This window comes from Chryseobacterium panacisoli, assembly GCF_008274625.1.
GTDB classification, from domain to species: Bacteria; Bacteroidota; Bacteroidia; order Flavobacteriales; family Weeksellaceae; genus Chryseobacterium; species Chryseobacterium panacisoli.
The window spans coordinates 1617495-1629949 of record NZ_VTRU01000001.1; the positions used below are offsets into that span (position 1 = coordinate 1617495).

Below are 12455 nucleotides of genomic sequence, written 5' to 3' on the forward strand. Positions count from 1 at the left end.
AACCACAATTATATATGAAAAAATTATCATTACTGCTCTTTTTACTCTTAAGTATCATAAAAGTTTCAGCCTGTAAATGTGTATTTGAAACATTACCACAAAATTATTTAAATGCAAGCATTGTAGGCATAATTAAAATTGTAAGAGTGTATGATGAAGATTCTCAACAGCGAAACTATAAAGCTGATGTTGAATTTGAAAAAGTTTATAAAGGAACAACATTCAAAACGATGAATGTAAGAGGCCTGATTGGAAATTCGTATTCTGGAGCATGCGAAATTAATGTACAGCCTAATGAAAGATATCTGATCTTTCTAAAATCCGATAGCACCTATGTTATTTCATCCTGTACTCCAAAAGCAAAACTGGGAATTAAACCAACAAAGGCTGAAAATTTATGGCTTAAAAACCTGGGCAAAGCCTTCACCTATTTAGATAATAATAAATTCAGGTTTATAGGCCTGCAGTTTACTAGTTGCTATGATGAAACCCAATCTGAATATGGATCTGATCTATCAAAAATCAGTAAATTCAAACCTAAGCAGCCTTTTGCTATTTATAAAGTAAAAATAGATGATAGGTCAAAAATTCAGGAAATTACTCCTGTTACAACTTTTGGAAGTAAGGATGATACAATCGAAAATATACTGAAAACAAATATGATTGTCTCTACACCAACATCTTTCTGGATTCCCAATCAAAAAGAAGCTTTACTTTTTCTTTTTTATAATAAAGAAAATATAGGAAAGCCATACGACGAAGTCATATCCTGTGATTAAGCTAAAATAAAACCCCTCTTAAGAATTTTGAAGAGGGGTTTATTTTTTTAATTCATTCTTTCCGACCATTGAAGGACTTCCGGAAGTTCCCTATCAGAAAATTCGATGTGGATCACTCTCCTTTTCTTTCCGTTGGTTGTGCGATTTGAACCGTGAAGCGTTAAAGGTTTCATAATCATAATCCCGCCTTTTTCAACATTGCAGATTTCTTCTGTTTCAATGGTCCAGTCGATGGTTTCCGGTCTGTAAATGCCTTTTGCATGAGATTTTGGAACTACTTTTAAAGCTCCGTTATTTTCATCGGTATCATCCAGATGGATTCTGATGGTATAGATATTTTCCAGAATATCCAGAGGAGGCTGCACCGCAAACTGATTCTTTTTAGTTGTCCATGGACCGAAATCAGGTAAATCCAGTTTTTTATCTACAGAAATAGTCAGATCCTGATGATAGGCTACATACCAATTGGAAGTTTCAGGTTTATCAAAATAAATGCTTTTTACTACAAAATATTTTTCTCCGAAGATTTCCTTAATCACTCTCTGAATGTTTTCATTGAAAACAAGGTTTTTGATTTCCGGAACTTCTTTTAAAAACTGTCTAATTGCAAACAAGTCTTCAGATTTTCTGAAATTCTCTTTTGAGGTATCTATATGTTGCAGAACATGATTTATTTCTTCAAGTTCTGTCTGTGAAAACATAGTATTGATAACAGTAAAGCCATATTCTTGAATATGGCTTTTATTGATTTTTAAGTTGTTTAAACTCATTGATATTTAAATTTTATCTAATGGCTCTGTCAATTGTCCTTCCCATTTGGAAACTGCAGAAGTTGCTAATGTATTTCCTAATACGTTGGTCATACTTCTTCCCATGTCACAGAAATGGTCAATCGGTAAGATCAAAGCAATTCCTTCCGGTGGAATACCGAACATAGAACACGTTGCCACAATAATTACCAGAGAAGCTCTCGGAACACCGGCAATTCCTTTTGAAGTAAGCATTAATACCAATAGCATGGTGATCTGCTGACCAAGGCTCATTTCGATCCCGTAGATCTGAGCAATAAAGATTGAAGCAAATGTCATATACATCATACTTCCATCAAGGTTGAAAGAATATCCTAAAGGTAAAATAAAGGACACTACTCTGCTGTTGCATCCAAATTTTTCAAGCTCTTCCACCAATTTTGGGAACACAGCTTCTGAACTCGTTGTAGAGAAAGCGATCAGTAATGGCTCTTTAATTCTTTTTAACAGGTCAAAAAGACGGTTTCCTAAGATAAAATAGCCTACCAGTAATAGTACCAGCCAAAGAACTGCAATAGCAAAGAAGAAGTCTCTTAAATAAATAGCATATACTTTAAATATTTCAAACCCATTGGTAGCCACTACTGCTGCAATAGCTCCCAAGACTCCCAGCGGAGCAAACCACATGATATACCCTACCATTTTAAGGATTGCGTGAGCGATAATATCAAAAAGCTTCACTACAGGCTTGGAATACTCTTCTCCTAAATTGGCAAGAGCCACTCCAAACATCACAGCAAATATCACAATCTGCAATACTTCATTGGTAGCAAAGGCTTCAAATAAACTTTTAGGAATCATATGCTTTACAAAGTCTTCCATGGAGAAACTTTTACTGCTTTTAAGAAGTTCATCAGCAGAAGATACATCCTGAATCGGTAGTTTTGTGACATGTCCCGGCTCCAGCCAGTTAACGAGGATCAACCCGATAAAAAGGGAAACCAAAGAGGCGGAAATAAACCAAAGCATTGCTTTTGTTCCTACTCTTCCGATCATTTTAATATCGCTCATTTTGGCAATACCCACCACTAAAGTCGTAAAAACCAAAGGAGCAATAATCATCTGTACCAATCTGATAAAAACCGTTCCCAACAGTTTGATGTTCTTAGCAAAAGGTTCTGCATTCTCAGGATATTTCACATGTACAATACCTCCGATTCCTACTCCAACAAGAAGGGCAATGATAATTGCTATAAAAAGTTTATTCTGTCCTTTCATATATATAGTTCAATTTGCGCAAATATAATGGTTTTTCAATTGGCAGAAGATTTTCTTCAATGGAGATTAATTTTACATTAAGTTTTTTATCCCTAAAAATTAAAAGCCTGATTTAGATAATATTCTAAAAAAATTAAGAAACATTTATTGATTTTTTATTCCTTTGGTACAAATTTTATTATTACATTTGATTGTATAACAACATTAATAAATATACAATATGAAAAAAACTATTGCAATGGCTGCATTAGCTGTAGCTGTATCTTTCGGTGCTATTTCTTGTAAAAAGAAAGTTTCTGATGCCGATCTTCAGACTCAGGCTACAACGGTAGTAACTTCTAATCCCAATGCTTCTGTTGAAGTAAAAGAAGGTGTAGCTCACTTAAGCGGTACTTTCGCAGATCAGCAGTCTAAAGACGCGATGATTGCAAAATTAAAAGCAATCAACGGAGTAAAAGACGTAATGGATATGTCTACTGTAGCTGCTGCTCCAGCTCCTGCACCTGTTGAAACTTCTTCTGCTGTAGATCCTGCTGTTCAGAAAAAAGTTCAGGATGCGGTGAAGGATTTCCCTTCTGTAAAGGTAGAAGTGGTAAACGGACAGCTTACTCTTACAGGAAATGTTTCCGGCCTTCAGGCTAGAAAAATCAAAGAATCTGTAGACGCTTTGAAAATCGGAAAGTATAACAACAACCTAATCGTAAAATAATTTAAGATGAGCGAATTACAAGATAAATATTCAAGCGTAGTTTCAGCGGCACAGTCTGCAGGGATCGCCAATCTTCAGGTTCAGGAGCAGGATGGAATTCTTTATGTTTCCGGAAATGCTTCCAATACTGCGGCTAAAGATGCTGTATGGAATGCTTTAGGAGCTATTGATTCTACTTATTCTGCTTCAGATATCAATATTGATGTACAGGTTGCAGGTCTTACTTCAGGAGCTTCTTTAACAGTGGCAACGGAAGATTCAAACCTGAATATCAGACAGGAGCCTTCTACTGAAGCTGCTGTTGTAGGTAAAGCGGCTAAAGGTTCTTCCGTAACTCTTATTGAGCAAACTTCTGATGACTGGTGGAAAGTGAAAACTGCTGACGGCCAGGAAGGATATGCTTATTCAAGATATTTAAGAGCATAAATTTTATTAAAAAATAATAAATTTTCACAAAAAAAGCATAGAAACATCCCAACTTTGGGATGTTTTTATATTTTTACGGCTCTGAAAAAAAAACTAATGAAGAAAACTCTGCTGCTATTGACTTTGATGTTCACAGTCATTATTCTGCACGCCCAAAAATTACACATCGATGGAAAAATATCCGATTCTGAAAAGAAAGCAATAGAAAATGCCACTGTTTATCTTTTGAAAGAAAAAGATTCATCTATTGTCAATTACACAGCAACCAATAAGGAAGGTAAATTTTCTCTGAAGATTGATGATATAAAAGAACCTTCCCTCCTTAAAATTGATGCCGATAAATGGTCTTCTTATTCGAAAAAATTTGAGAAAATAGATCAGTCCTTATCCTTAGGAGATATTCAGCTTGAAAAACCAAGTATTGTCAACAATATTGATGAGGTAAAAATCACGGCATCACCGGTAAAGATTAAAAAAGATACTATTGAATTCAGTGCAGCAGCGATTAAAGTACGGCCTGACAGTAAAATAGAGGAACTTCTGAAGCAGATTCCCGGCGTAGAGATCAGCAATGATGGTAAAATTACGGTCAATGGGAAAGAAGTAGATCAGATCATGATTAACGGAAAGCCTTTCTTCGATAAAGATGGCAAAATTGCTCTTCAGAACTTGCCCGCAGATATCATCAAAAATATTCAGTTTACAACAACCAAGACAAAGGAAGAAGAATTGAGTGGGCAAGCCGCCAAATCTCAGAACACTACTATCAACTTTAATATTGATGAAAAGAAGAATAAAGGATTATTGACAAGGCTTACGGTCGGATACGGATCAGACAAGCGGTATGAGGCAAGCGGACTGGCCAGTTATTTCAAAGGTGACACAAAAGTAAGTATTCTTGCTTCTTCCAATAATATCAATTCACAGGGATTTTCCAGGGATGAGGTTTTTGACAGTATGGGGAATGGCCGGAATGCCTGGATGATGCAGGGAGGATCCGTCTCAACGGTAGGAAATGTAACGTATTATAACCAGGGAGGTGGTACAAGAGGAATTCAACGGTCTACAACCATAGGATTGAATTACAGTGATAAGATGGGGAAAAATGCTGATCTGGATTCTTTCAGTCTGATGCATTCAGATTCTAATACGGAGACAAAATCCAAGGTTTCAAGATCTACTCTTCTACCCAATTATACACTTCAGACCAATTCTGAAAGCAACGGAGAAAATGAATCTAAGCAGTACAGTTTTGATACTTCTGTCAAAATCAAACTGGATTCTATGACAAGTGTTTATCTTTCCCCAAGATTTACTAAAAACAGCAGTTTTAATTTCAATAATTCACAATCATCTACTTTGAAGAATGGCAGCCTTCTGAATGAAAGCAACTCGTATTCAAGTAATGATTCGGAAAGCAATTCATTTAATCCTTATATCTATTTTTCCAGAAAATTCAAGAAAAAAGGACGTGTACTTTCAGCCAATATGAACAGTTCTATTTCTGAATCTAAAAGGGATAATCTAAGCCAGTCCCAGAATATATTTTATGATGAAAACGGGATCACAAAAGATAATCGTGATCAATTAGCCAAAAACAAAAATCAGAACAGCTCTTTTAATTTCAGTGCAGGGTATTCAGAACCCGTTTCCGATTCGTCCAGTGTAAATTTTAAAATAAAATATGAAACGAGATCAGCAAGGGATTTAAGGAATGTGAACGATTTTGATAATGCAACCGGAGAGTACACTAAATTCAATCTGCTTTTATCAAATAATATGAAGCAGAGAATCAATCAGATCTCTCCTGAATTGAGTTATCAGATCAATAAAAATAAACTCAACTTCTGGGCTTCGGTGAATCTTGACATTTCAGATATGAAAGTAAACTCTATCTACAACGGACAGCAATATGACCTGCAGAAAAATTTCGTGTTGCCTGAATATAATCTCAACCTTTACTATCAGCTTGGAGAAGGTAAAATCTTAAGTATCTATAATTACTCTAACTTCAACATTCCGACTGCAGAACAGCTGACTCCTTATAAAGATGAATCCAATCCTTTGATTACCTACCAAGGAAACCCCAATTTAAAAAATACCTGGATCAACAATCTTTATCTGTATTTCAATAATTATAATAAAGTAAAAAACCTCAGTTACTATTTCAATATTGGTTTTACTTACAGAAATAACGACATCATTAATTTTTCCACCTATGATAATGCAGGAAAACAAGTGGTGACTTATAACAACGTAAGCGGAAATAAAAGCATTAACGCCGGCGGAGGCTTCAGTAAAAACCTGAAATGGAAAAATAACAAACTGACCATTAACCCAACATTCAACATGAATTATGCTTACAATAATGGTTTTGTTGACGGACAATCTTTCACCAGCAGCTCATACAATCTTAATCCTGGTCTTAATCTTGTCTATGAAATCAAAGATAAAATGACGATCAAACCTTCTTACAGACTTGGATATAGCTTTTCAAATTATACCAATTATAATTTAAACAGTGTCAATACAGCCAACCAGTCATTAAAACTTGAACTCACCAATTACCTATTGAAAGGCAATTTCGTATTTGGAAATGATTTTGAATATAATACCAACTCGAATATTGCTCCTGGCTTTAAAAAGGATTTCTACTTCTGGAATACCAGTTTGGGCTATTCATTCTACAAAAAACAGTTCACGGCAAAAGTGAAGATCTATGATGTATTAAATCAAAATCAAAGTGTGAGAAGAACCATCACAGATTCTTATTTTGAAGACCGTGAAGATCTGATTTTGAAACGATATATCATGTTCTCTATCAGCATGAAGCTGAATAAGTTTGCCGGTAAAAAAATGCAATAACACAACACCATACTTTTATATATATATTTTTGATAATGGCCGGATCTTTCCGGCTATTTTTATGAATACACACAAGATTGATCAATAACCGTGTTTTTATTTTTAAATTAGCAGCAAATTTTTTTTATGAAAATCCATATTTCAGTATTATGTATTCTTTTTTTCATTCTTGGAAAAGCTCAGAAGACGGAACAGAAAGATACTTTCGTTAAAGACAATTTCACCAAGAAAGAATTTTATATTCCGATGCGTGATGGAGTGAAACTTTTCACAGCCGTATATATCCCGAAAGATATATCAAACAAGAACAAATATCCGTTTCTGATACAGAGAACCTGCTACAGCATTGCACCATACGGAGAGAGTGAATATAAAACAAAGGTAGGTCCCAACACTTACCTTATGAAAGACAAGTATATCTTTGTATACCAAGATGTGCGCGGAAGGTATATGAGTGAAGGTACTTTTACCAATATGACTCCACAAGTAGAGCGTAAAACCAAAAAAGATGTAGATGAAAGTACGGATACTTATGATACCATCGAATGGCTTTTGAAAAACATCAAGGACAACAATGGTAAAGCTGGTCAGTTTGGAACATCGTATCCTGGATTTTATACTGCTGTAGGAACATTATCACAGCACCCTGCGCTGGTAGCTTCTTCGCCGCAGGCTCCTATCTCAGATTTCTGGAATGACGATTTCCTTCACAACGGAAGATTTATGCTTGGCTATTTCAGAACATTTCCTGTTTTTGGAGTTCAGAAAACACAACCTGAAAAACAGGCATGGTATATGGATTCTTTCATCAAGCAGACTTCCGAAGACGGATTAAAATTCTACAGAGACATGGGCACCCTGAAAGAGGGCTATGAGAAATATTATAAGAATAATTTCTTCATGACAGAAATTATGAATCATACCAACTATGACGAGTTTTGGCAAAAAAGAGGGCTTCTTCCTCACCTGAAGAATATCAATCATGCTGTAATGACAGTTGGCGGATGGTTTGATGCAGAAGATCTTTCCGGCCCTTTAAATATTTATAAAACCATTGAAAAAACAAGTCCTAAAGCTAAAAATACAATTGTAATGGGACCTTTCTCACATGGCGGCTGGTCTCAGGAGCAGGGAAAACACTTCCACAGCGAAACCTATTTCGGTGACAGCATTGCTACTTATTACCAGAAAAATATTGAAACAAAATTCTTCAACCACTACCTGAAAGGTAACACAAAAGAAGATGCCGGACTTCCTGAAGCGCTGATGTATGATACCGGAGCTAAAGAATGGAAAGAATTTGCTTCTTATCCACCTAAAAATGCTCAAAAAGTTAATTTCTATTTAGCTGACAACACCTTGAAAAAAACTTCCGGACAAGGATATTCTGAATATTACAGTGATCCTAATAATCCTGTTGTAAGCTCAGATCACCTGAAAGATTTCAATGGCTTCACTCCTAAAAACTATATGTCTGAAGATCAAAGATTTGCAGTAGGAAGACCTGATGTATTAACGTTCACAACAGATATTCTGACTGAAGATATGACTTTCGCCGGAGAAATTATGGCCAAACTGAATATTGCCTCTTCTTCTACAGATGCTGATTTTGCAGTAAAGCTTATTGATGTATATCCTGAAGATTTTAAACCTGCAGAAAAAAAGGAAGGCGTCATCTATGGTAATTATCACCAGATGGTAAGAAGTGAAATTATGCCTGCAAGATTCAGAAATACCCGAGAAAAGGGAGAAGCTTTGGTTCCTAATCAGAAAACAGCTGTTAATTTCAAACTACAGGATGTGGTTCACACCTTCAAAAAGGGACATAAAATCCAGATTCAGATCAGCAGTACATGGTTCCCACTTTTCGCAGTCAATCCGCAAAAGTTTATGGATAATCCGAATTTTGCAACCAAAGAGGATTATACAAAGGCGTTGATCAAAGTATATGATGACAGCTCTATTGAGGCTGAAGTTTTAAAATAAATTGAAAAAGCTGTTCAAACGAACAGCTTTTTTATTTTTGAGAACTTGACATTTATTTTTAGGTTTTGGCTAAAGCCGGATGAAGATGTTCTTTCTGTTCAAGTTGGCTGAAGCCCACTCCTATTGATACAAGTCAATGCAATAATTTATTCTTCAATTGTTCTGAAGGTCAGGTTAACTCTGGGAGTTTTCACTTTTGTTGTGGGGGGAAGCCTGTGGAGCCAATTATCCTGAGTAGTTCCTTTCATAATGAGCAGACTTCCGTTTTCCAGGAATATTTCTGCCTTTTCTTTGGTCTTTTTATGCTTAAACAAAAATTTCCTTTCTGCTCCAAAAGTCAGAGAAGCAATGGCACCATGTTTCTTCAGGTCTGTTTCTCCATCGCTGTGATAAGCCATTCCCTCGCTTCCGTCATGATATAAATTGAGCAGGCAAGAATTGTAGATTTCTCCTGAAACTTCCTCACATTTTTTCTTCAGTTCCAATAATTCCGGAGTCCAGAATTTTGCATATTTTGTCCGTTTAGAATAGGTATATTCAAAAGCTTTTTCTCCAAACCAAGCCACCTTTCTTTTAGTCAGAATCAATTTACCGAAGATGACTGCCTCATCGTTTTCCCATGGAATCTGATTGAGGAGATAATCATAATAAAAATCCGATTGTTCTTTTGAGAAAACTTTTCCGTAATAATGGACGGTTCCGTCATGTGGAACTATGTTTAAGGGATAATCTGATATTTCTTCAAAGAGGCTCATCATAGTTTTTTTAATTTAAATGCTTTTGTTCTGTAAAAAGTGCAATGTAAAATGTATTTATGATTTTTTATAGCTAAACACAAATGGCTCAAATATTTTCCACAAATGACACTATAGATTCTGTATCAATAGGAACGGACTTTAGTCCGTTTAATCAGGAATATAAAATCCAATGGCTTTAGCCAAAAAACTATCAATAGATACTATTTCAGGAATAAATCTGTGAGCCTTCCCAACCCACGATCAGTTGTTTTCTGTCACTTCCCCAGCGGTAACCGCCAAGATGACCTGTAGACTGAATAACACGGTGACACGGAATAAGAAATGCAACAGGATTACTGCCAATAGCCGTTCCTACCGCTCTGGATGCTTTTGGGTTTCCTATTTTTTCAGCCAGGCTGCCATAAGTCGACAGTTTTCCCATTGGAATTGTCAACAGGCTTTCCCATACTTTCAGCTGAAAATCGGTTCCTTTTAAGTGTAGTTTTATAGTATTGAGTTTTGTCCAGTCTTTATCAAATATGGACAATGCGTTCTTTTGAAGAATATCTTGCTGTTCTGTAAAAGAAGCATTGGGGAACTTTTGTTTCAGCTCCCCTAATGCTGTTTCTTTATCGTCTTCAAAAGCCATATAGCAGATTCCTTTTTCTGTAGAAGCTACTAACAGATTCCCGAAAGGACTTTCGGAAAAACTGTAATGAATAGTAAGGCTTTTTCCTCCGTTTTTATATTCTGCCGGAGACATTCCTTCAATCTTTACAAACAGATCATGAAGCCTGCTTGTGCTTGAAAAACCTGTCTCATATGCAGCATCAAACAAACTTGCTCTTTCTTCCTTTAATAAGTTCTTGGCATGTTCAAGACTGATGAACTGCAAAAACTTTTTCGGACTTGTTCCTGCCCAATCTGTAAAGATCTTCTGAAAATGAGCGGGACTTAAGTGAATATTCTCTGCCACTTCCTCCAAACTTGGCTGAAGCCTGAAATTGCTCTGGATATATTCTATCGCCTTAGCAATTCTGTTATAATCTATCTGACTTTGTGTGGACATTGTATTATTATTTTACCTCACAAATTTCCAAAGAATATACGGCAGAAAAAATCCGATTCTTGCGGAATATTAGTTGTTGTTATAAATATCGTAATAAGCAAGCATTTTGTAATATAACTTCGCCGATAAGAATGCGGTTGGCTTAGCCATTGGAGAATCCATTAATTCTACAATATCAAATGCCACTACGTTACATTTTTCAAATACTTTTCTCAATAATTCTAATGTTGGGTACCATTGCAGTCCACCTGGTTCAGGGGTTCCTGTAGAAGGAGCAATGGAAGGGTCAAAAGCATCTAAATCAATAGTGATATAAACGTTTCCTGATACTTGTTCCAATACATCATTGATCCAGTTTTCGTTGTTCGCGATTTCGTGAGCAAAGAATACTCTTCCTTCAGGTAAATATTCAACTTCTTCAACATCCATAGAACGGATTCCCACCTGTACTAAGTTATGCTTCTGATTGGCTTCAAAAACAGCACAAGCATGGTTAGAAGTAGAACCATGGAACTCAGGACGTAAATCTGTATGAGCATCAAACTGAAGAACGGTAAGGTTTTCATATTTCTCTCCTACTGCACGGATAGAACCGATAGAAACAGAGTGCTCCCCGCCAAAAAGAGTAAATAACTTACCATCATTGTTCAAAAGTTCTTTTGTTTTCTGGTAAACAGCTTCGGTCATTGCTTCCGGACTGGAATTTTCAGAAACTTCTCCTGCCAGATACACTCCCTGAAGATATGGTTCTGTTTGGGTTTCAATATCATAAAGCTCCATGTTTTCAGAAGCATCTAAGAATAATTCAGGGCCTTTATCAGCTCCTTTTCCCCATGTTGAAGTTCCATCATAAGGAACAGTTACCAACATTACTTTCGAATTCTCTAGCGTTGCGTTTTCCTCGGGAATTCCTGCGTATGTTTTCATATATAATTATTAATTAAAAAATTAAATGATTGAAAAATTAAATGATTCCACAAAGATACAAAATAGTACCTGAGTTATAAATAATGAACGGTTTGTTATGAATTTTTAACCTTCCTGTCTATTTTTAAATTTTTAAATCTTTCAATGTTTAAATTTTAAAGTTATTTTTGCACAAAACTTTTAATATGTCTTTAAAAGCTGTTCTTTTCGATATGGATGGAGTGATTGTAGATACAGAACCATTACATAGAAAAGCTTATTTCAAAACGTTTGATGAATTGGAAATTGCGGTTTCCGAAGAGTTATATACCTCTTTTACCGGAGCATCAACCAAAAGAGTCTCTGAAACACTGATCAATGAATTTAATTTAAATCAGACTTATGAATCCATTGCTGGAATCAAAAGATCTCATTTCAAAGATTATTTTTATAATGATGATGAATTTGATTTAATTCCCGGGGTAAGAAAACTGATTGAACATTACCATGAAAATGGAATAAAATTGATACTGGCTTCTTCAGCTACCATGGTAACGATTAATATGGTTTTTGAAAAATTCGGATTGGAAAAATATTTCAGCGGAAAGATCAGCGGTGCCGATTTAAAAGAATCAAAACCTCATCCTGAAGTTTTTTTACTGGCTGCAGAAATGGCAGGCGAACCTGTTGAAAACTGTATGGTGATTGAAGATTCCACCAACGGAATTCTTGCTGCTCACAGGGCTAAAATTTTCTGTGCGGCATACAGAAGTCCTCATTCTAAAAATCAGGATTATACATTGGCAGATACTGTAGTTACTGATTATGAGGAACTCGAACTTGATAAAATCTCAACGTATTTCTAAATAAAAAGCTCTCAGGATCTGAGAGCTTTTATTTGTTATAAGTTTTGGCTAAAGCCAATTGCTTTTTCTATTGATTGTGAATGGG

Annotated in this window: 11 protein-coding genes; 6 read left to right on the forward strand and 5 right to left on the reverse strand. The window is 35.7% G+C overall.

The features are described from left to right. Positions 1 to 14 precede the first annotated feature (14 nt). Positions 15 to 779: a hypothetical protein gene (locus FW781_RS07210; RefSeq protein WP_149386791.1), complete on the forward strand. Its 765-nt coding sequence runs from the start codon at positions 15 to 17 to the stop codon at positions 777 to 779. Between the two features lie 47 nt (positions 780 to 826). On the opposite strand, the gene FW781_RS07215 is transcribed toward FW781_RS07210, so the two are convergent. Then, entirely contained in the window at positions 827 to 1549 is a 723-nt protein-coding gene (locus FW781_RS07215) for a phytanoyl-CoA dioxygenase family protein (protein WP_149386792.1), read from the reverse strand. Positions 1550 to 1555: 6 nt separating this feature from the next. Continuing rightward, complete coding sequence (locus tag FW781_RS07220) at positions 1556 to 2806, reverse strand: dicarboxylate/amino acid:cation symporter (protein WP_149386793.1); 1251 nt, start codon at positions 2804 to 2806, stop codon at positions 1556 to 1558. A 220-nt stretch (positions 2807 to 3026) separates the two neighbouring features. Between FW781_RS07220 and FW781_RS07225 the strand changes: the two genes are divergently transcribed. From FW781_RS07225 to FW781_RS07240, 4 genes are all read left to right on the forward strand, one after another. After that, positions 3027 to 3515 (forward strand): BON domain-containing protein, encoded by a 489-nt coding sequence (locus FW781_RS07225; RefSeq protein WP_149386794.1) that lies wholly within the window; start codon positions 3027 to 3029, stop codon positions 3513 to 3515. A gap of 6 nt (positions 3516 to 3521) precedes the next feature. Further along, complete coding sequence (locus tag FW781_RS07230; protein WP_149386795.1) at positions 3522 to 3941, forward strand: SH3 domain-containing protein; 420 nt, start codon at positions 3522 to 3524, stop codon at positions 3939 to 3941. Positions 3942 to 4037: 96 nt separating this feature from the next. Further along, positions 4038 to 6806, forward strand: a complete 2769-nt coding sequence (locus tag FW781_RS07235) for a TonB-dependent receptor (protein ID WP_149386796.1) — start codon at positions 4038 to 4040, stop codon at positions 6804 to 6806. Positions 6807 to 6932: 126 nt separating this feature from the next. Beyond that, on the forward strand, positions 6933 to 8792 hold the full coding sequence (locus tag FW781_RS07240; protein WP_149386797.1) for a CocE/NonD family hydrolase: 1860 nt from the start codon (positions 6933 to 6935) through the stop codon (positions 8790 to 8792). 146 nt (positions 8793 to 8938) lie between these two features. Here the strand turns inward: FW781_RS07240 and FW781_RS07245 are convergent, their stop codons facing one another. The 3 genes from FW781_RS07245 to speB form a co-directional block, all read right to left on the reverse strand. Next, complete coding sequence (locus tag FW781_RS07245) at positions 8939 to 9547, reverse strand: alpha-ketoglutarate-dependent dioxygenase AlkB family protein (protein WP_149387376.1); 609 nt, start codon at positions 9545 to 9547, stop codon at positions 8939 to 8941. Between the two features lie 208 nt (positions 9548 to 9755). Next, positions 9756 to 10598, reverse strand: a complete 843-nt coding sequence (locus FW781_RS07250; RefSeq protein WP_149386798.1) for a bifunctional helix-turn-helix domain-containing protein/methylated-DNA--[protein]-cysteine S-methyltransferase — start codon at positions 10596 to 10598, stop codon at positions 9756 to 9758. Between the two features lie 69 nt (positions 10599 to 10667). After that, entirely contained in the window at positions 10668 to 11525 is an 858-nt protein-coding gene (gene speB / locus FW781_RS07255) for an agmatinase (protein ID WP_149386799.1), read from the reverse strand. A 185-nt stretch (positions 11526 to 11710) separates the two neighbouring features. Between speB and FW781_RS07260 the strand changes: the two genes are divergently transcribed. Further along, positions 11711 to 12370 (forward strand): HAD family hydrolase, encoded by a 660-nt coding sequence (locus tag FW781_RS07260; protein WP_047387015.1) that lies wholly within the window; start codon positions 11711 to 11713, stop codon positions 12368 to 12370. Positions 12371 to 12455 lie beyond the last annotated feature (85 nt).